Annotated in this window: 19 protein-coding genes; 10 read left to right on the top strand and 9 right to left on the bottom strand. The window is 64.6% G+C overall.

Annotated features, from left to right (window positions below; genetic code table 11):
- Positions 1–29: 29 nt before the first annotated feature.
- From OSH05_RS07545 to OSH05_RS07530, 4 genes are all read right to left on the bottom strand, one after another.
- Positions 30–392, bottom strand: a complete 363-nt coding sequence (locus OSH05_RS07545; protein ID WP_104216833.1) for a DNA-binding protein — start codon at positions 390–392, stop codon at positions 30–32.
- A complete protein-coding gene (locus OSH05_RS07540; protein WP_104216834.1) occupies positions 389–1,441 on the bottom strand; it encodes an AAA family ATPase in 1,053 nt (350 codons plus the stop codon). Before OSH05_RS07540 ends, OSH05_RS07545 begins: the two co-directional genes overlap by 4 nt.
- Positions 1,442–1,453: 12 nt before the next feature.
- Positions 1,454–1,675 carry a helix-turn-helix transcriptional regulator gene (locus OSH05_RS07535; RefSeq protein WP_104216835.1) on the bottom strand — a complete coding sequence of 74 codons (222 nt, stop codon included), beginning with the start codon at positions 1,673–1,675 and terminating at the stop codon, positions 1,454–1,456.
- Positions 1,676–1,909: 234 nt separating this feature from the next.
- Complete coding sequence (locus OSH05_RS07530; RefSeq protein WP_104216836.1) at positions 1,910–3,169, bottom strand: tyrosine-type recombinase/integrase; 1,260 nt, start codon at positions 3,167–3,169, stop codon at positions 1,910–1,912.
- Positions 3,170–3,364: 195 nt separating this feature from the next.
- Between OSH05_RS07530 and OSH05_RS07525 the strand changes: the two genes are divergently transcribed.
- Both OSH05_RS07525 and OSH05_RS07520 read left to right on the top strand, forming a co-directional pair.
- The gene (locus tag OSH05_RS07525; protein ID WP_104216837.1) at positions 3,365–3,883 is read left to right on the top strand and encodes a hypothetical protein; all 519 of its coding nucleotides are present in this window, start codon (positions 3,365–3,367) and stop codon (positions 3,881–3,883) included.
- 72 nt (positions 3,884–3,955) lie between these two features.
- Positions 3,956–4,309 (top strand): DUF1428 domain-containing protein, encoded by a 354-nt coding sequence (locus OSH05_RS07520; RefSeq protein ID WP_104216838.1) that lies wholly within the window; start codon positions 3,956–3,958, stop codon positions 4,307–4,309.
- 14 nt (positions 4,310–4,323) lie between these two features.
- On the opposite strand, the gene OSH05_RS07515 is transcribed toward OSH05_RS07520, so the two are convergent.
- From OSH05_RS07515 to OSH05_RS07500, 4 genes are all read right to left on the bottom strand, one after another.
- Positions 4,324–4,485 carry a type II toxin-antitoxin system mRNA interferase toxin, RelE/StbE family gene (locus OSH05_RS07515; protein ID WP_104216839.1) on the bottom strand — a complete coding sequence of 54 codons (162 nt, stop codon included), beginning with the start codon at positions 4,483–4,485 and terminating at the stop codon, positions 4,324–4,326.
- A 107-nt stretch (positions 4,486–4,592) separates the two neighbouring features.
- A complete protein-coding gene (locus OSH05_RS07510; protein ID WP_133163029.1) occupies positions 4,593–5,081 on the bottom strand; it encodes a hypothetical protein in 489 nt (162 codons plus the stop codon).
- Positions 5,082–5,170: 89 nt separating this feature from the next.
- On the bottom strand, positions 5,171–5,899 hold the full coding sequence (gene pdeM / locus OSH05_RS07505) for a ligase-associated DNA damage response endonuclease PdeM (RefSeq protein ID WP_104216841.1): 729 nt from the start codon (positions 5,897–5,899) through the stop codon (positions 5,171–5,173).
- A gap of 345 nt (positions 5,900–6,244) precedes the next feature.
- Entirely contained in the window at positions 6,245–7,141 is an 897-nt protein-coding gene (locus OSH05_RS07500) for an SMP-30/gluconolactonase/LRE family protein (protein ID WP_104216842.1), read from the bottom strand.
- 190 nt (positions 7,142–7,331) lie between these two features.
- On the opposite strand from OSH05_RS07500, the gene zwf reads away from it, so the two are divergent.
- The 8 genes from zwf (at position 7,332) to OSH05_RS07460 (ending at position 16,036) form a co-directional block, all read left to right on the top strand.
- Positions 7,332–8,813 carry a glucose-6-phosphate dehydrogenase gene (zwf, locus tag OSH05_RS07495; RefSeq protein ID WP_104216843.1) on the top strand — a complete coding sequence of 494 codons (1,482 nt, stop codon included), beginning with the start codon at positions 7,332–7,334 and terminating at the stop codon, positions 8,811–8,813.
- A gap of 69 nt (positions 8,814–8,882) precedes the next feature.
- Positions 8,883–10,697 carry a phosphogluconate dehydratase gene (gene edd / locus OSH05_RS07490; protein ID WP_104216844.1) on the top strand — a complete coding sequence of 605 codons (1,815 nt, stop codon included), beginning with the start codon at positions 8,883–8,885 and terminating at the stop codon, positions 10,695–10,697.
- A gap of 296 nt (positions 10,698–10,993) precedes the next feature.
- Positions 10,994–12,415, top strand: a complete 1,422-nt coding sequence (cysG, locus tag OSH05_RS07485) for a siroheme synthase CysG (protein WP_266352111.1) — start codon at positions 10,994–10,996, stop codon at positions 12,413–12,415.
- 9 nt (positions 12,416–12,424) lie between these two features.
- Complete coding sequence (locus OSH05_RS07480; RefSeq protein ID WP_104216846.1) at positions 12,425–12,739, top strand: DUF2849 domain-containing protein; 315 nt, start codon at positions 12,425–12,427, stop codon at positions 12,737–12,739.
- A gap of 3 nt (positions 12,740–12,742) precedes the next feature.
- Positions 12,743–14,401, top strand: a complete 1,659-nt coding sequence (locus tag OSH05_RS07475; protein ID WP_104216847.1) for a nitrite/sulfite reductase — start codon at positions 12,743–12,745, stop codon at positions 14,399–14,401.
- Positions 14,388–15,158 carry a phosphoadenylyl-sulfate reductase gene (locus OSH05_RS07470; protein WP_207778667.1) on the top strand — a complete coding sequence of 257 codons (771 nt, stop codon included), beginning with the start codon at positions 14,388–14,390 and terminating at the stop codon, positions 15,156–15,158. Before OSH05_RS07475 ends, OSH05_RS07470 begins: the two co-directional genes overlap by 14 nt.
- Before the next feature lies 1 nt (position 15,159).
- Entirely contained in the window at positions 15,160–15,681 is a 522-nt protein-coding gene (locus tag OSH05_RS07465; protein WP_104216849.1) for a DUF934 domain-containing protein, read from the top strand.
- A gap of 13 nt (positions 15,682–15,694) precedes the next feature.
- Positions 15,695–16,036 (top strand): 2Fe-2S iron-sulfur cluster-binding protein, encoded by a 342-nt coding sequence (locus tag OSH05_RS07460; RefSeq protein ID WP_104216850.1) that lies wholly within the window; start codon positions 15,695–15,697, stop codon positions 16,034–16,036.
- Between the two features lie 6 nt (positions 16,037–16,042).
- On the opposite strand, the gene OSH05_RS07455 is transcribed toward OSH05_RS07460, so the two are convergent.
- Positions 16,043–18,556 carry a ligase-associated DNA damage response DEXH box helicase gene (locus tag OSH05_RS07455; protein ID WP_266352362.1) on the bottom strand — a complete coding sequence of 838 codons (2,514 nt, stop codon included), beginning with the start codon at positions 18,554–18,556 and terminating at the stop codon, positions 16,043–16,045.
- Between the last annotated feature and the right edge of the window lie 86 nt (positions 18,557–18,642).

Here is an 18,642-nt window from a genome sequence, read left to right as displayed (position 1 = left end):
TCGCCGGGCAAAAGAGGCAAAACGGGCGGCTATCGGCCGGTCCGGTTCATGGTCCGGCTGCGATGAAAATAGACCCGGCCGCCGATGGTGACGGAAATTTCGCAGTGCTTTGCCCACTTGCGGACGGTTGACTGGTCGACCTTCGCTAGGCCTCCGACCTCGGTTGCGGTCAACCAGACCTTCCTTCCGCCAGCATCGCGCTCGTTGAGATCAACCGTGGCCGGATCGGGCGGCCAGGCCGCGGGGGTGTCTACGGCGTTCTCAGGTTGACCGAGGGCGAGTTGGAGCACCCGCTCGAATGCTCGACGCCGACAATCGGTGGCGGCGTCCTCGGCGCGTTGCGCATCGGCAAGCTCGCGCACGGCCTCGGCGAGAATAGTTGGAGCGGTCACGATGCGGTCTCGGGGCGCATCGCGTCGCTAACGCGCTGCGCCGTCTTGGCGCGCGGGCGCGGGACCCTCTCGCCCCCGTTACATTCGTAACTATCGTTACTTTCAGAGAGAGAGGGGAAGGTATCTAATGTATCGGGTGTTACGGGGGTAGAGTATAGGCCCCGGCCAATCTTCTCGATCTCGCCGGCCGAGACCATGGCTCCCAGCCGAACACGAACATTGCCAGGGTCCGCACCGGCCTGCTTTGCGATCTCCGCCGGGCCAAGCGGCTCCACGGCCGCCCGGAGAACTTTCAGGATCGCGTTTCGAATGTCGGACCGGTTGACATCTTCCCGGTCGCCGAGCGCGCGCCACAGGCCGCGCGCTCCTTCGAAACGGAGGGCAAGATCGATCTCCTCGACATCACGGCCTCGGCCATAGATGGCGGCGCCCTCGGGGCCGCGCGCAAGAATGAGCACGTTGTCCGCCGCGCCGGTTAGTCCAGTTGTCGCGCTGACCGCATCAAGCGGATCAAGCTCTGCGTCCGACTTGCGAGTGTGCGTGACTGCGACAACCGCCACGCCGTAGTCGTCAGCGATTTTCTTGAGCGGCAGGACCGAAGCGTAGTCGTCCTGATAGAGCCGTCCGGACCTATCCCCTTTCGGGCGGACACGCTCGAACACATCAACAACGACCAACCGCGGCTCCGGGGCGGTCTCAATCCATTTGCGGATGGCTTCGGTGCCACCCGCGTCGAGCGGCGCGATCTGGGTCACAAAGTCGAGGCGTTTGCTCGGCAGGCGCCCGCCGAGCATTCGACCGAGGCGGTCCTTAAGTCGCCTTGGGCCGTCTTCAAGGGCAAGGTGCAGAACGCGGCCAGCATCCACCGGGCGGCCGAGTACGTCGTCGCCCGACGACACGCCGAGCGACATCCCCAGCGCGAGCCACGACTTTCCGATCTTTGGTCGGCCTGCCAGCAAAGTCAGGCCGGCAGGCAAGATGCCAGGAATGATGAAACGGCCAGGAGGGAACGTCCGGGCCATCAAGTCGACGGCGCTGATGATCTCCACAGCAAAAAGACCTCACGCACTCGCCCGCTGACCGATCGGCTCTTCCGCGGTCGCGACGGTGCGCGACTGGAGCCACCGTTCAATGTCGCTTTTTCTGTAACGGATCGACCGGCCGACCCGGACGAACTTCGGTCCGACGCTTTGCATTCTCCATTTGGCCAAAGTGCCGGCTGTGTTCTGCAACTCTTGCGCAGCTTCCTCGGGACGCAAAAGGCGGTCGACGTGCTCGTTCATGTCGCGGTTCCTTCAATGAAAGCAGAAGAACAATCGCGAACGTAATTCGATGTAAATCCGTTGCAAGGGTTGGAAAATTACATTGAGACAAAATTCGACATGGCAGGAAATGAAGATAATTTTAGCGCCGTATCCTTATCTTTGATATTAATCGCGTTTTTAGGGTTGGAAAATGTTGTATTGCCCAAGAAGAAAAATCGCGTCATCGGTAAGCGTTCCGATGCGAAGGCCCCACTACCGGGCGTTTGCGGTGATCGACACCACGTTGGCCGGCAGATCAGCGTCGCCCGCCAGGATCGCGCGGACCCGCGCATCCCACGCCTCCAGCGCAACCTTCTTCCTGTCGACAGCGTCGGTTCGGAGATAGTGCCGCGCGAGCGTTCGCGTGCTCGAACTTCCAGCTTCATGCCCGAGAACTGCCGCGACGAGGTCCAGCGAAATGCCTAGGTCCGCGAGGCCGGTGGCGACGGTTCGGCGAAGATCGTGAGTTCTGAAATGCGCGATTGGAAGTCGGTTCTTTCGGTGGCTAAGCGCCGTCCCAATATGCGTCGCCTTCAATGCAATCCCGCCTTCTGTGGTGAACAGCGCGCCTCGGCTTCCAATCCGCACCTCGACGATAGCCCGAGCGGCGCCGACGAGGGGTGTGATGCGGGCCTTTTTGTTCTTCGATCTCGCCGCGGGCAGGGTCCAGGTCCATGCCTCTACATCGACCTCATCCTTCCGCATCCCGCCGATCTCGCCCACACGAGCGCCAAGGAGCAGTTGAAGACGCATAACGTCAGCATGGTCAGGCGGCAGGTCGCCGAGCCAGTTCCAGAGCGCCTTGATCTCGTTTGCGGAGAGCACTCGATCTCGCGGTGTGCCGGGATCGTACGCCTTCAGACCGGCGGTAGGATCGATCTCGATATAGTCGACGGAGAGAGCCCAGCCGAAGAACGCTCGACTTACCTGTCGCCGCTTCTCCGCCTCCCGCAAGAGCCCTTCGTCAGCGCAGGCGTCCAGCAAATCGCGAACGTCCCGTCGTCTTACGTCCTTCGCGCGCATATCGAGAATATCATTGAGGCCGCGCTTCAGGCGCGCCTCGATCTCCTTCGCGGTCCGCAGCCGGCCCTTCACGCGTCTCTTCACGTATTCGTCGATCAGCGCGCTGACCGAGAGCTGACGAGCCTCCTCGCGCGCCAGATCCCGCTCCTCAACCACGAGGTCGCGACCCTGCTGACCCGCCTCGACGAGTTCGCGAGCGCGTCGGCGCGCATCTTCGACCGAGATGCCTGGAAACTTGCCCAGCGACATCCGGCGCGTCCGACCGGTCCCCTGTATTCGAAATGCAAGGTCCCAGGTCTTCGTGCCTCCTACTGCGACCCGGATCGCCAGCCCTTGCGCACGGGTGTCCGGAACTCGGTACGCCTCGCCCTCGCCCTTCAATTTATCGACGATTGGTCCAGTCAGCGGCCGAGCCGGCCGCGTCTTCCCCGAGCCACCTTTTTCGACCATTCCGGCCTCCCGAACCTGTTGCGCTAGAGCCCGCAGCAATCCTATCGCAACACCATCGCAACAAAAATAGCGGCTATTCCCGGATCGAAAAAGAATTATTAGAAATCTAAAATCCTCGTAATCAATTGATTTTTCGCCAATTTATCGATCGATGAGGAACGATCAGGAATCTACGCGCATCGTGCGGAAGCGATCTTGAAAGGCTGGATGCAGACCTTCCTGGTCCATATGCGTCAGCCGCTCCGCCTCTGGCGCGAGATCGGCACCCGGCGTTTCGCCGGATTCGTCCTGACCTCGCTCGGCTCTATCGTCGCTGCCGGGGTGTATCCGATCTATCTCGTGACCGCGCTCTTCCTGCTGTTCGATCCGGCGTTGCTCTGGCGGGGGAACAGCCCGCTCGTCGCCGGCATGATCATCATCAACCTCTTCAATTTCGTCGCGGCCTATTGCGTCTTCGCCCTGCTCGCCTCGATGACGTTCCATATGCGCCGCAGCCGTCGGCCCGCCGGCGCGCTGATCTTCCTGCCGGCCTATTGGCTTCTCTTGTCGCTCGCGTGCTACCGCGCCTTCTTCCAGCTTGTCGTCGCTCCGCATCACTGGGCCAAGACCCCGCATATCGGCCGCCGCAGCCGCGAGGCGAAGCGGCAATCCCGCCGGCCTGTACGCCCGGAGAGCCCGATCGAGGCGGCGCCGGAAACCCCGCCGCCAGGTTGAGGGAACCTTTCGGCCCGGAGCCGCGTTGTCGACCTAATGCGCCTTGAAGGGCCGATGAGGGAGGAAACGCCAATGACCTATGTCGATGGATTTGTGCTCGCCGTGCCGAAGGCCAATCTGGACGCATACCGGGAGCTCGCGCAGCTCGCCGGCACGGTCTGGAAGGAGCATGGCGCGCTCGCCTATGTCGAGGCGCTGGCGGATGACGTGCCTTACGGCGAGCTGACCTCGTTCCCGCGCGCCGTCCAGGCGAAGGAAGACGAGATCGTCGTCTTCTCCTGGGTCGTCTATGCCTCGCGCGCCGAACGCGACCGGATCAGCGCGCTGGTGATGAAGGACCCGCGCATGCAGGACACGATGGAAGACCCGCCCTTCGACGGCAAGCGGCTGATCTATGGCGGGTTCGAAGCGTTCGTGGAGCTGTAGGGCGGTTGGGCCGACTACTCGTCGAATAGATCGGCATGGGTTCCGGCTCGAACGAACACAATCACGCCGGGCTTGGTTCTGTAGTCGAATCTATAGGTGAGCAGGAAGTCGCCGCCGACATGGCATTCGCGATGGCCCTGCAAGGGATGATCCGCTCGTTCCCAGCGGTACGCCATCGGTGATCGCCTGACACTTCAGTGCTAGCATTAGCTCTAGCATTAGCTAAAGCACATCTGGCGCGCTGGGGATCGCAACGGTCCAGCCTCTTGGGGAGTCGCGGCTCTCACGAGTGGCCAGCATCGATCGACCGGACTTCACCGGCTGAGATGTTGACGAGAAATTCCAGCAGCTGGTCGTGATCGCGCCTCGCCATCGCGATCACCATCGACTGCTGCCCGACCATTATTGCGACCGGAACGACGAAAAGCGCCAGTCCTCCAAGAATTGAAACAGATCCGGAAAATAAAAATAATCCATTAATAGTTACGAAAATCGCTATAACAAAGAAAAGTATCAAAAATAAAATAGACATTACTACCGAATATTTCGCGTTCCAGCGAAGATCCGCTGTCACCGTCGTTCGTAGTGGTGCTGTTCCTGACTGGAGTTCGCCGACCAACCGGCCCGCTTGGGAAAAGCCGTTTCGGTACACCGCAAAGCGGCTGGCCCCAAGCCTGACACTCACACACGTGGAGGAGCCAAAGGGAAATAGTCCAAACGCAAAGGGCTTGGGCATTCCGGCTAACTTGGCGAAAAACGCATCAGCGGACATGCTTGAACTCAGTTCGTACCGGGTTCTCGGACCGATCATCATCCGGGGCAACCTCGTCCGTCCAAACATTGCCCGGCCCCCGTCCGCCCTCACTCCCCCACCAGCCGCCGGCCCGCCACGGCGTGCACGGCCTCGCCGATCATGAAGGCGTGGAACGCCCTTCCGTCGAACAGCGGCCGGAAGGCCTCGTCGAGGACGTTGAGGCCGCCGGCCAGGGCGCCGAAGGCCGGCATGACGAGGCGCCTCGCATCGGTGGCGAAGCAGCGGCGGCGGATCGAGCGGCCGCGGCCGACAATGCGAGCCGCCGGGTGGAGATGGCCGGCAATCTCGCCGAGGATCGCACCGGGCCGCGGCTCGTGGCGAAAGGTCAGCGGCCCAATCGAAAGCTCGCTCGTCGCCCAGCCGCCGACATGTTTCGGCGGATCCGGATCGTGATTGCCCGCGATCCATATCCATTCGGCCGCAGAGGTCAGCTCGGCGAGACGGTCGCGGTCGCCCTCATTCATGCGCCCGACCGCGCGGCCGTCATGAAAACTGTCGCCGAGCGCTATCACCCGCTCGGGGCTCAGCCGCGAAACGAGCGCCTCAAGCCGCGCAAGCGTCGCGATGGTGTCATAGGGCGGCAGCATCTGGCCGCGCGCGGCGAAGGCCGAGCCCTTCTCCAGATGCAGGTCCGCGACGATCAGCGTGCTTTCGGCGCTCCACCAGAGCGCGCCTTCGGCGAGCGGCACGAGCGGCGTGCCCGCCACCATGAGGTCGATGTGCTGGGGGATAGGCTTCGGCGCGACGTCTCGCATCAATGGGGCTGAAGGGGGCATGAACGCCGATTCTCGATTCGTTCTCCGTCAATCGTGACGGTTATCGGTTCGACAATCCAGCTTCAATTGCCAACCAGAAACATGCTCCTGCCATCACAGCCCAACAAGCTCCCGCGAGCCAGAAGAGCACCGGAGATCGGGAGCGGTCAAATGGCCCAAATGACGTGCCTGGCATAGCGCCACTTTTCAGCCCCCACAGGAGCATTCCTGCGCAAAACGCTGAAAAAACGCAGACAAAAGACCGTTGCTCACTCCTTCTCCTCGTCCCGGCGACATTGGCGGCCGCGGACTTTCCCTTTCAACGTGCTGAGGAGCGCTGGGGCGATCAGTAGCTGGCGTTTCGGTCTACCCATCGATACGGAAAACCGTCTCCGCCAGCCCCGGAACCTCGGAGCGATAGGCGAACAGCCCGCCCGCAAGGCGCTCCAGCGGTCCCGTGCCGCCCTGCGCCGTGGTGATGAACAGCGTCTTCAGATCCGCGCCGCCGAAGGTGCAGTTGGTGATGTTGCCGACCGGCATGTCGAGGACCGAGGCGATCTTGCCCTCGGGCGAGACGCGGACGATGCAGCCGCCGCCATAGCGGGTGTTCCAGAGATGGCCCTCGGCGTCGATCTGCGAGCCATCCGGCGATCCGCGTTCGAAGCCGGCGAAGAAGACGCGCTCCTTGGCAATTTCGCCCGACGCCGGGTCATAGTCATAGACCCAGATCTCATTCTTGAGCGTGTCGCCGGTATAGAAGCGCTTTCGCCCAAGATCCCAGCACATGGTGTTGGAAATGCCGATATGGCTTCGCAGAGTCCGGCTGCGCCCATCGCGGGTCACGCGGTAGAGCCCGCCCACCGGCCCGCCGGTGATGTCGATGCCGCTGCCGTCCGGTGCGACATTGTTGAACATCGAACCGACGATGAGCGCGCCGGAAGGATCCGGCCGGCCGTCATTCAGCCGCGCAGCGGGCGTATTCTTCTCCGGATGGGCGAAATCGGCGCGGGCGTCGTTGCCCGGCTGCCAGAGGATGACCTTGGAGCCGAGCGCCACGATCAGCGTGCCTGGCCGGTCGGTGAGGCCGAGCGTCGTCACCGGCTCGGCGAAGAACCAGTTGCGCACGCTCTTGGCCTCTGTGTCGTAGCGGTGCACCAGGAAGCGGTTGATATCGGTCCAATAGACCGCCCGCTCGCTCTCGCTCCACACCACGCCTTCGCCGCAACGATCGCCCGCCGGGACGAGACACACCGGTTCCGCCATCTTTTCCCCCCTGTTGGCCCGTATCCTGCTTCGTGTCGAACGGATGCGCGGCGATTCTAGCCGAAACTCGTCGCACAGGTTTTATTTCGATGTCCTAACTTTTCCCCTCAACATATGAAGCGGAATTGTCTACGACACGGATTGGCCGTCCTCGGCCTTGGGACCGCGCCCGCGGGAGAGAGGAAGCTTTATGACCAGCCGGATCATTGCCGTCGATCCATTCGATATCGTGGTTTTCGGAGCGACGGGCGATCTTGCCTATCGCAAGCTGTTGCCCGCCCTTTATCATCGCCACCGCGATGGCCAGATCCCGGATGTCTCGCGCATCATCGGCTGCTCGCGCCGGCCGCTGAGCGACGAGGCCTATCGCAAGGCGACGCTGGAGGCGCTCGAGAAATTCGTGCCGCAGCATGAGCGCGAGCCGGAACTCGTCGAGAGCTTTCTGAAGCGCGTCTTCTATGTGCCGGTCGATGCGACGGCCGAGAAGTCGGGCTGGAAGGATCTCGCCAAGGTGCTGAAAGAGGGCGAGGACCGCGTCCGCGCCTTCTATCTCGCCGTGTCGCCTGATCTCTTCGGCGTCCTGTGCGAGGGTATCGGCGCCCATGGCCTGGTCACGCCGCAGACGCGCGTCATCATCGAGAAGCCGATCGGGAAGAGCCTGGCATCGGCGACCGAATTGAACGACACGGTCGGCAAGGTTTTCAAGGAAAGCCAGATCTACCGCATCGATCACTATCTCGGTAAGGAGACGGTGCAGAACCTGATGGCGCTGCGCTTTGCCAATGCGCTGTTCGAGCCGCTCTGGAACGCCGCCCATATCGACCATGTGCAGATCACGGTCGCCGAGGCGCTCGGCGTCGAGAGCCGCGCCGGTTATTACGATACGGCCGGCGCGCTGCGCGACATGGTGCAGAACCATATCATGCAGCTGCTCTGCCTCGTCGCCATGGAGCCGCCGAGCCAGTTTGAAGCCGATGCGATGCGCGACGAGAAGCTCAAAGTCCTGCGTTCGCTGAAGCCGATCCGCGAAGGTGCGACCGATCTCGTCACCGTGCGCGGACAGTATCGCGCCGGCGCCTCCGCCGGGGGCCCGGTGCCGGGTTATCTGGAAGAGCTGGGCCGCAGCGATTCGTCGACCGAAACATTCGTCGCGGTTAAGGCAGAGATCGAGAACTGGCGCTGGGCCGGCGTGCCCTTCTATATCCGCACCGGCAAACGACTGCCCTCGCGTATCTCCGAGATCGTTGTCTCGTTCAAGACGATCCCGCATTCCATCTTCGGCGAGGCGGCCGGCCAGCTCGCCTCGAATCAGCTCGTCATGCGCCTGCAGCCGGACGAGGGCGTGCGCCTCTGGCTCATGATCAAGGATCCGGGTCCGGGCGGTATGCGCCTTCGCCATGTCCCGCTCGACATGAGCTTCGCGCAGACCTTCAAGATCCGCAGCCCGGAGGCCTATGAGCGGCTGATCATGGACGTGATCCGCGGCAACGCGACCTTGTTCATGCGCCGCGACGAGGTCGAGGCGGCCTGGAAGTGGATCGATCCGATCCTCGAGGGCTGGTCCGTTTCGCGCGAAGGGCCGAAGCCCTATACCGCCGGCACCTGGGGGCCTTCCGCCTCGATCGCCCTGATCGAGCGCGACGGACGCACGTGGCACGAAGAGATCGTTTGAGCCGGCTGCCACTCCGGTTTCGGCCGGCGGCGGCGGATCGATCGATCGCAGCGATCAGGAGACACCACGATGACCATCCATCCCAAGATCGCCGAGGTCACCGAGCGGATACGCGAGCGCAGCCGCGACTCGCGTACGCTCTATCTGCGCCGGCTCGACGCGGCGAAGAAGGCGGGCGTGCGCCGCGCCGGCCTTGCCTGCGGCAACCTCGCCCATGGCTTCGCCGCCTGCGGGGTCGATGACAAGGCGTCCCTGAAGGGCGATGTGGTGCCGAATATCGGCATCATCACCGCCTATAATGACATGCTGTCGGCGCATCAGCCCTATGAGACCTATCCGGAGATCATCCGTCAGGCGGCGCGTGAGGCCGGCGGCGTGGCGCAGGTAGCTGGTGGCGTCCCGGCCATGTGCGACGGCGTCACCCAGGGCCAGACCGGCATGGAGCTGTCGCTGTTCTCCCGCGACGCCATCGCCATGGCAGCGGCGATCGGCCTGTCGCACAACATGTTCGACGCGGCGATGTTTCTCGGCATCTGCGACAAGATCGTGCCGGGGCTAATGATCGCGGCCTTGTCCTTTGGCCATATCCCGACGGTGTTCGTGCCGGCCGGGCCGATGACGACCGGCCTGCCGAATGGCGAGAAGGCGCGCATCCGCCAGCTCTATGCCGAGGGCAAGGTCGGCCGCGCCGAACTGCTGGAGGCCGAGAGCGCCTCCTATCACGGGCCGGGCACCTGCACCTTCTACGGCACGGCCAACACCAACCAGATGATGATGGAGATCATGGGCCTACACCTGCCCGGCTCGTCCTTCGTCAACCCCAACACGCCGCTGCGCGAGGCTCTGACCAAGGCGGCGGCGAAGCGGGCACTCGCCATCACTGCGCTCGGCAACGAGTTCACGCCGATCGGCGAGATCGTCGACGAGAAGGTGATCGTCAATGGCGTCGTAGGGCTGAACGCCACCGGCGGCTCAACCAACCACACCATGCATATGGTCGCGATCGCCAAGGCGGCCGGCATCCAGCTCACCTGGGACGATTTCTCGGACATCTCGGACGCGGTGCCGCTGCTGGCCCGCGTCTATCCGAACGGCCTTGCCGACGTAAATCATTTCCATGCCGCCGGCGGCATGAGCTTCCTGATCCGCGAGCTTCTGGAAGCCGGCTATCTGCACGAGGACGTCAAGACGGTCTGGGGCCATGGCCTTGCCGCCTATACGAGCGAGCCGAAGCTCTCCGAGGGTGGGGCGGTCGTCTGGACCGAGGGCGCGCGCGAGAGCCTTGATGAGAAGGTGCTCGCGCCGGTGACTAAGGCCTTCCAACCGAGCGGCGGCCTCAAGCTGCTCCATGGCAATCTCGGCAGGGCTGTCATCAAGATCTCGGCGGTGAAGCCGGATCGCCATGTCATCGAAGCACCGGCCAAGGTGTTCGACACGCAGGACGGTTTGCTCGCCGCCTTCAAGGCCGGCGAACTCACCGGCGATTTCATCGCCGTGATCCGCTTCCAGGGCCCGAAAGCCAATGGCATGCCGGAACTGCACAAGCTGACGCCGACGCTCGGCATCCTTCAGGACCGCGGCCAGCGCGTCGCGCTGCTCACCGATGGCCGCATGTCGGGCGCGTCGGGCAAGGTGCCGGCGGCGATCCATGTCACGCCCGAGGCGGTGGCCGGCGGCCCGATCGCCCGGATACACAATGGCGATATCCTCCGCCTCGACGCGGTCACCGGCGAGCTGGACGTTCTGGTCGACCCGGCGGAGTTCGCGGCACGCCGCCCGGCGACACCCGATCTCGCCGAGAACGAGCATGGCATGGGCCGCGAATTGTTCGCGATGTTCCGCGCCCATGCCGAGGCGGCGGAGCTTGGAGCCGGCGTGTTCTGAGGCCAGGGCGGCAACGGGTACGGCGTTCCGAATACACGACTGATATTGTCGTGTATTGCCTTGGGAATCGTCGGCGCGTGAATTTGGAAAGCGGCTCAGATCGGGGCGCAAAGCGAGGCGGGCCGTGCCATGCCGCCGCTTGCGAGCTTTGCCGGGCCGGGGCGGTACTTTCCGTGTGCGCAGTATTATTTTCCAATCCACTCCCTTAGATTGGAACGGCCTTCGTCGTCTTCCGGCCCTGCTTTCTTTAGATAGCTTCCAAGCGTTCCAGGTTCCCGCCGCGATCGGAGATGTCGATGGCTTCTGCCCATCGAAGGCTGTCGACCTTTCCCGCCTTCCACAAGGTGGAAGGACGCCGGGTCGTGATTGCCGGCGGCGGCGAGGCAGCGGCGGCGAAGCTGCGGCTCCTTGGCGAGACCAGCGCCGTCTGCTTCCTGTTCGCGCCGGAACTTGACGCCGAGGCGGCGGCCGAGATCGCCGCCAGCGGCGCCGTCCATGTGGCGCGCTGGCCCGAAGCCGGCGATCTTCAAGACGCCGCGCTGTTCTTCGCCGCGAGCGGCGAGGTCGAGATCGACCGCGCGCTGGCGGGCCTTGCCCGCACGGCCGGCGTTCCCGTCAATGTCGTCGACCGGCCGGATCTTTGCGATTTCTACGTCCCGGCGATCGTCAACCGCGCGCCGCTTTCCGTCGCGATCGCCACGGAGGGCACCGCCCCGGTGCTGGCGCGCCATGTGCGGGCGCGGATCGATGCCATGCTGGCCCCCGCGCTCGGCGATCTGGCGGCGCTGGCTGAAACGCTGCGCGAGCGCGTCGCGGCGCAGATACCTGCCAGCGACGCGCGCCGCCGCTTCTGGGCGCATTTCTTCTCCGGCCCGACGGCCGCCAAGGTGCTGGCCGGCCGGATCGCGGAAGGCCGCGCCGAGGCTTCCGCCGATCTTCACGAGGCGGCGGACAACGTGCTCGCCGGTCATGTCAGTCTCGTCGGTGCCGGTCCGGGCGCCGAGGATCTTCTGACGCTGCGGGCCCAGCGCCTGCTGCAGGAGGCCGACGTCATCGTCTATGACAAGCTCGTGCCGGAGGCCGTGGTCGCCATGGGCCGGCGCGACGCCCTTCGCATCTATGTCGGCAAGTCCAAGGGGGTTCACGCCGCGAGCCAGGACGAGATCAACGATATCCTGATCCGCGAGGCCCGTGACGGCCGCCGCGTCGTGCGCCTGAAGTCGGGTGATCCGCTGATCTTCGGCCGTGCCGGCGAGGAAATGGCGGCGCTGCGGGCTGCCGGCGTTTCGTTCGACATCGTCCCCGGCATCACCGCCGCGATCGCCGCCGCCGCCGATTTCGAGATCCCGCTGACGCTCCGCGATGTCGCCTCGACCTTCGTCGTCGCCACCGGCCACGACATGCGCGGCGACACGCTGCCGGAATGGGCCGGGCTCATGCTTTCCGGCGCCACCGTCGCCGTCTATATGGGCCGCAGCGTCGCGGCCAAGGTCGCGGCGAAGCTGCTCGATGCCGGCATCGCGCCCTCGACCCCGGTTGCCGTCGTCGAGAATGCCTCGCGCGAGGATCGCAAGGCCTATGCCGGCCGGCTGGACGAACTGGCCGCGCTCGCCGGCAAGCCCGAACTGGACGGCCCGGTGGTCATCATTGTCGGCCGCGTGATCGCGGAAAGCGCGCTGGGCGTATCGCCGCTGCCGCTCGCGGCCATGGCGGCGTGAGGGAGCGGCATGAGCCAGAAGATCATCACGGCCAATGATTTGCGCGGCGGCCTTGTCGTCTTCCTGACACCTTCCGGCGGCTGGTCGATCGAACTGGCGCATTCGCGGATCATCGGCACGGGCGAATTGGACGAGGCGCTGGCCTATGCCAAGGCGCAGAGCGACGCGCAGATCGTCGTCGAACCCTATGAGATCGACGTCGAGCTTGCCGAAGGGATTCCGGTACCGCTGCGACTTCGCGAGCGGATCCGCGCCGCCAAGGGTCCGACTGTCGCCTATGGCGAGGCGGAACTGGCCGAGCGCGCTGCCAACCAAGCGAGTTGAGTGATGTATCGCTACGACGAGTTCGACCATGAGTTCGTGCAGGCCCGCGTCGCGCAGTTCCGCGACCAGGTCGAGCGCCGCGTTTCCGGCGAATTGACCGAGGACCAGTTCAAGCCGCTGCGCCTGCAGAACGGCGTCTATCTGCAGCTCCATGCCTATATGCTGCGCATTGCCGTGCCCTATGGCACGCTGAATGGCCGGCAGATGCGCAAGCTGGCGCATATCGCGCGCCGCTACGATCGTGGCTATGGTCATTTCACAACGCGGCAGAATTTGCAGTTCAACTGGCCGAAGCTCTCGGACATCCCCGATATCCTGGCCGAACTGGCCGAGGTCGAGATGCACGCGATCCAGACCTCGGGCAATTGCATCCGCAACGTCACGGCGGATCATTTCGCCGGCGCCGCCGCCGACGAGGTCGCCGATCCGCGGCCCTATGCCGAGATCTTGCGGCAATGGTCCTCGCTGCACCCCGAATTCCTGTTCCTGCCGAGGAAGTTCAAGGTCGCCGTCACCGGCGCCGAGCGCGACCGCGCCGCGATCCAGGTCCATGACATCGGCCTGCAGCTGAAGCGCGACGAGGCCGGCCGCATCGGCTTCGCCGTCTATATTGGTGGCGGCCAGGGCCGCACGCCGATGATCGCCAAGAAGATCCGCGACTTCCTGCCGGAAGAGGATCTTCTTTCCTACAGCGAGGCGATCCTTCGCGTTTATAATCTGAACGGCAGGCGCGATAACAAGTACAAGGCACGTATCAAGATCCTCGTCCACGAAACCGGCGCGGATGAGATCGGGCGCCAGGTCGAGGAAGAGTGGGAGCGCATCCGCCATGGCGCGCTCAAGCTGCCCGCCGACGAGGTCGAGCGCATCCGCGCCTATTTCGCGGCCCCCGATGCTCTGCGCCCGCTACCGCCGAGCGCGGACCTCGCGAAAGCGCGCCGCGCCGATCCCGAATTCGACGCCTTCGTCACCCGCAACACCTTCCCGCATCGTGTGCCTGGCCATGTGTCCGTGACCATATCGCTGAAGGCGATCGGCGGCACGCCGGGCGACGCGACCGCCGACCAGATGGACGCCGTTGCCGACATCGCCGAGCGTTTCGCCCATGACGAGATCCGCGTCAGCCATGAGCAGAACCTGATCCTGCCGCATGTGGCGGAGACAGATCTTCGCGCCATTTACGATGCGCTTGTCGCCGCCGATCTCGCCGTCGCCAATGCCGGGCTCGTCACCGACATCATCGCCTGTCCGGGCCTCGATTACTGCGCGCTCGCCAATGCCCGCTCGATCCCGCTCGCCCAGCGCATCTCGCAGCGTTTCGGCGATACCGCCCGCCAGCGCGAAATCGGCGAATTGAAGATCAAGATCTCCGGCTGCATCAATGCCTGCGGCCATCACCATGTCGGCCATATCGGCATTCTGGGCGTCGAGAAGAAGGGCGAGGAATTTTACCAGATCTCGCTCGGCGGCTCGGGCGCGGAGGATGCCGCGATCGGCCACATCATCGGCCATGGCTTCTCGACGGAGACGATCGTCGACGCGGTCGAGACCTTGGTGAACACCTATCTCGCCAGCCGCACTTCGCCCGACGAGTCCTTCCTCGCCGCCTATCGCCGCCTCGGCCAGGCGCCGTTCAAGGAGGCGCTCTATGGCACGGCTTGATCTCGGCTTTCCGGGCGCCGCGGTCGATATTCCGCCTTTCGATCATGAAAACGCCGGTCTCGACGAAGCGGCGACCCTCAATGCGCGCTTCAGCAACCTCTCCTCGCGCGAGATCGTCGAGCGCGCCCTGTTCGACCTGTTTCCGGGCCGGATCGCGCTGGTCTCGTCCTTCGGCGCCGAATCGGCTGTGCTGCTGCATGTCGTCGCCTCGGTCGACCGCACCGTGCCCGTCGTCTTCATCGACACGCAGCGGCTGTTCCCCGAGACGCTCGCCTATCGCGATACGCTGATCGATCGGTTGGGCCTCACCAATGTGCGCACCGTCGCGCCCGACCCGGCGGCGCTCGCCGAGAAGGACCGATACAAGGCGCTCTGGATGACCGATGCGGACCAATGCTGCCACATCCGCAAGACCGAGCCGCTGACGCGCGCGCTTGCCGGCTTCGACGCCTGGTTTACGGGCCGCAAGCGCTTCCAGGCGGCGACGCGGGCCGAGATCCAGTTCTTCGAGCTCGACGGCGCCCGGATCAAGGTCAATCCGCTGGTTTCCTGGTCGTCGGCCGAACTCAAATCCTATCTGGCCGAGCAGGACCTTCCGAGGCATCCTCTGGTGGCGCAAGGCTACCCCTCGATCGGCTGCCAGCCCTGCACCTCCAAGGTGAAACCGGGCGAGGACGAGCGCGCCGGCCGCTGGCGTGGCCTCGACAAGACGGAATGTGGTATCCACCTTGGCGAGAGCGACGGAAGCGGCATCTGAAATGGCACTCTTCAAGAACGGAACCTTCGTCGAGGACGGTTTTCGCCATGTCGGCGACGACGCGGAAATCTTGAATGGCGAGGCGGTGATCGTGTCGCTGGCGCGATTCCGGGACGAGCGCGAGGCGCTGCTCGCCCGCTCCACTCCGTTCGGTGTTCGCATCGATCCGGGTACGGATTGGCCTTCCATCGTGCAGGACCTGCCGCGGATCGCGGTCATCGCCGCCTCGCTGCCGAAATTCGCCGATGGCCGCGCCTTCTCGGTCGGCCGTCTCCTGCGCGAGCGGGATGGTTTCGCTGGCGAGCTTCGGGCGATCGGCGATTTCTTCCTCGACCAGATTCCGCTTCTGAAGCGCGTCGGCTTCGACGCCTTCGAGACGGAAAATCCGCTGGTCATCAAGGGCCTCGCCGAAGGCCGCTGGCCCGAGGTTCCCGAATATCTGCAGCCGGCTTTCGAGCCCAACGAGGTTCCGGCGGGCACGCGGCCCTGGGCGCGCCGTCCGGCCGCGCGGGCGGCGGAATAGCGGGAAGAACCCAATGAAGATCTTCGTCACCGATCATGACGGCGTCGAGCATGAACTCGAGGCTCTCGAAGGCTGGCGGGTCATGGAAGTGATCCGCGACTGGGATATCGGCATCAAGGCCGAATGTGGCGGCGCGCTCGCCTGCGCCACCTGCCATGTCTATGTCGATCCGGAATGGTATGACCGCCTCATCCCCGTCAGCGACGAGGAGGAAGAGCGCCTCGACGACGCCATGCTGGTCAAGTCGAACTCGCGCCTCTCCTGCCAGATCCTGATGTCCGACGATCTCGACGGCCTGCGCGTAAGCCTGGCTCCGGGCAGCGAACCGGACGGGTATCAGAAGAAGGTGGCGTAGGGCCGCTCAAAGCCCGTCCCCCGCCTCGCCCATCGCCTCGCGAACCAGATCGTCCGCATTCTCCCGCAATATGTCCTCATTGGCCTGGCCGGCCACCGGTTCCTTGCCGATGTCCAGCATGACCGGCACGGCGAGCGGCGAGATGCGCTCCAGCGGCTTCCACAATATGTGGCCCTCGACCCGGGCCAGCATGTTGGAGAGTCGGCCGATATCGAGGAGGCCGGTCGCCGCGTCGGCCCAGGTGGCGCGCATCAGGATATGATCCGGCTCGTGCTGGCGCAGCACGTCGTAGATCAAATCCGTCGAGATCGTCACCTGCCGTCCGCTCTTCTCCTTGCCGGGATGGCGGCGCTCGATCAGGCCGGAGATGAGCGCGCAGGAGCGGAACGTGCGCTTCAATAGGTGGCTTTCGGCGAGCCAGGCGTCGAGATCGTCGCCCAGCATGTCGGCGTCGAAGAGTTCGCCGACAGACGGCTTCTCAAGACGAAAGGCGCGGCCCATGTCGCCAAGTCCCCACACGGCCAAGGCATAATCCGAGGCGACGAAGCCCATCGGCCGCAGCTTCGCTCGTTCGAGACGGCGCGTCAGCAGCATGCCGAGCGTCTGGTGGGCAAGGCGACCCTCGAACGGATAGGCGACCATGTAGAAGCGCCCGCCGCGCGGGAACGTCTCGACCAGAAGTTCGTCGCGGCCGGGAAGGACGGACGCCTCTTTCTGAATGCGCAGCCAGTCGGAAACCTGGTCGGGTAGGCGACTCCATGCGCTTTCGTCGGCCAGAAGGCCGCGTACGCCGTCGGCGAGATAGGTCGAGAGCGGAAACTTGCCGCCATTATAGGCCGGCACTTTCGGCGTCTCGCCCTCGGCCCGGGAGACGACGACATTATTGTCGCGAATGCCCTCCAGCTTCACGATCAGCCCGGCGAAGAGAAACGTGTCGCCCGGCGCCAATTGCTCGGCGAAATATTCCTCGACCTCGCCCAGCACTCGCCCGCCCATGCCGATCGGACCGCCGCTGCGTCGCGAGGCGAGGCGGACCTTCAGCAGCGGCGCCTCGACGATCGTGCCGACGTTCAACCGATATTGCTGTGCCACCTGCGGATGCGTGATGCGGAAGAGTCCGTCCTTGCCACGCCTTATCTTGGCGAAGCGATCATAGGTCTTGAGCGCATAGCCGCCGGTGGCGACGAAATCGACGATCCGGTCGAAGGTCTCGCGGTCGAGGCTCGCATAAGGCGCGGCGGAGCGGATTTCGTCAAAAAGTGTTTCGTCGGCAAAGGGTGCAGCGCAGGCCATGCCGAGGACATGCTGCGCCAGCACGTCGAGCGCGCCGGTTCGAAGGCGCGGCGTATCCTGCGCGCCGGTGAGACTCGCTTCGAGCGCCACGGTGCATTCCATCACCTCGAAGCGGTTCGCCGGCACCAGCAACGCCCGCGAGGGCTCGTCCATGCGGTGATTGGCGCGGCCGATACGTTGCGCGAGGCGGCTCGCACCCTTCGGCGCGCCGACATTGACGACGAGATCGACATCGCCCCAGTCGATGCCGAGATCGAGCGTCGAGGTGCACACCACGCATCGAAGGCTCGACGTCGCCATCGCCGCCTCGACGCGTCGCCGCTGGCCGACATCGAGCGAGCCATGGTGCAGGGCGATCGGCAGGCCATCCTCGTTGACGCGCCAGAGTTCCTGAAAGATGCGCTCGGCCTGGCTACGCGTATTGACGAAGACCAGCACCATGCGGCTCGCCTTTATCGCCGCATAGATCGCGTCCATCGCATGCACGGCGGAATGGCCGGCCCAGGGAATGCGCGTCTCGGTATCGAGGATCGTAACATCGGGCTTCGCGCCGCCGGCGACGGTGACGAGATCGGCATGGTTAGCCGGCTGATCAACAGCCTGCGGCATCAGCCAGCGCCGGAGATCATCCGGCTCCGCCACGGTCGCCGAGAGGCCGACGGCGCGCAGCTCCGGCCGGATCTGCCGCAGCCGTGCGAGGCCGAGCGCCAGCAGGTCGCCGCGCTTCGCCGTCACCAGCGAATGCAATTCGTCGAAGATGACGGTCTGGAGATCGGCGAAGAAGCGTCCGGAATCGGAGCCGGAAAGAAGCAGGGCGAGTTGCTCCGGCGTGGTGAGCAGAATGTCGGGCGGCTTCAACTTCTGCCGCTGGCGCTTATGCGCCGGCGTATCGCCAGTCCGCGTCTCGATCGAAATATCGAGCCCGATGCCGGCGACGGGCGCCTCGAGATTGCGGGCAATGTCGACGGCGAGCGCCTTGAGTGGCGAGATATAGAGCGTATGCGGCCCGCGCCCCTTCGGTCCCGCCGGTGGCAGGGCGGCGATCTCGGCAAGGCTCGGCAGGAAGCCGGCCAGCGTCTTGCCGGCGCCGGTGGGCGCGATCAGCAAGGCCGAACGCTTTTCGCGCGCCTTCTCCAGCAACGCCAATTGATGCGCGCGCGGCGTCCAGCCGCGCGCAGCGAACCAGTCGCGGAAGGATTTCGGCAGGAGGTCGGAGGGCTGGGTCACCGGCAACAGGTAGGATCGAACAGGGCGCCTGTCGAGGCGGCAAGCAAGAGCCTCACCCCAGCCTCTCCCGCTCGCGGGAGAGGGAC

It is taken from the genome of Kaistia algarum (assembly GCF_026343945.1).
GTDB lineage: Bacteria > Pseudomonadota > Alphaproteobacteria > Rhizobiales > Kaistiaceae > Kaistia > Kaistia algarum.
The sequence above is the reverse complement of the archived record's forward strand: the minus strand, read 5'-3'. Positions and strand labels throughout refer to the sequence as shown.

Excerpts from the sequence above, each read along its gene's own strand:
- OSH05_RS07510 (WP_133163029.1), bottom strand. The coding sequence starts at position 5,081 with ATGTCCGCTGATGCGTTTTTCGCCAAGTTAGCCGGAATGCCCAAGCCC.
- OSH05_RS07500 (WP_104216842.1), bottom strand. The coding sequence starts at position 7,141 with ATGGCGGAACCGGTGTGTCTCGTCCCGGCGGGCGATCGTTGCGGCGAA.
- OSH05_RS07520 (WP_104216838.1), top strand. The coding sequence starts at position 3,956 with ATGACCTATGTCGATGGATTTGTGCTCGCCGTGCCGAAGGCCAATCTG.
- OSH05_RS07475 (WP_104216847.1), top strand. The coding sequence starts at position 12,743 with ATGTATCGCTACGACGAGTTCGACCATGAGTTCGTGCAGGCCCGCGTC.
- edd (WP_104216844.1), top strand. The coding sequence starts at position 8,883 with ATGACCATCCATCCCAAGATCGCCGAGGTCACCGAGCGGATACGCGAG.
- OSH05_RS07460 (WP_104216850.1), top strand. The coding sequence starts at position 15,695 with ATGAAGATCTTCGTCACCGATCATGACGGCGTCGAGCATGAACTCGAG.
- OSH05_RS07535 (WP_104216835.1), bottom strand. The coding sequence starts at position 1,675 with ATGAACGAGCACGTCGACCGCCTTTTGCGTCCCGAGGAAGCTGCGCAA.
- OSH05_RS07465 (WP_104216849.1), top strand. The coding sequence starts at position 15,160 with ATGGCACTCTTCAAGAACGGAACCTTCGTCGAGGACGGTTTTCGCCAT.
- pdeM (WP_104216841.1), bottom strand. The coding sequence starts at position 5,899 with ATGCCCCCTTCAGCCCCATTGATGCGAGACGTCGCGCCGAAGCCTATC.
- OSH05_RS07480 (WP_104216846.1), top strand. The coding sequence starts at position 12,425 with ATGAGCCAGAAGATCATCACGGCCAATGATTTGCGCGGCGGCCTTGTC.
- zwf (WP_104216843.1), top strand. The coding sequence starts at position 7,332 with ATGACCAGCCGGATCATTGCCGTCGATCCATTCGATATCGTGGTTTTC.
- cysG (WP_266352111.1), top strand. The coding sequence starts at position 10,994 with ATGGCTTCTGCCCATCGAAGGCTGTCGACCTTTCCCGCCTTCCACAAG.
- OSH05_RS07515 (WP_104216839.1), bottom strand. The coding sequence starts at position 4,485 with ATGGCGTACCGCTGGGAACGAGCGGATCATCCCTTGCAGGGCCATCGC.
- OSH05_RS07530 (WP_104216836.1), bottom strand. The coding sequence starts at position 3,169 with ATGGTCGAAAAAGGTGGCTCGGGGAAGACGCGGCCGGCTCGGCCGCTG.
- OSH05_RS07470 (WP_207778667.1), top strand. The coding sequence starts at position 14,388 with ATGGCACGGCTTGATCTCGGCTTTCCGGGCGCCGCGGTCGATATTCCG.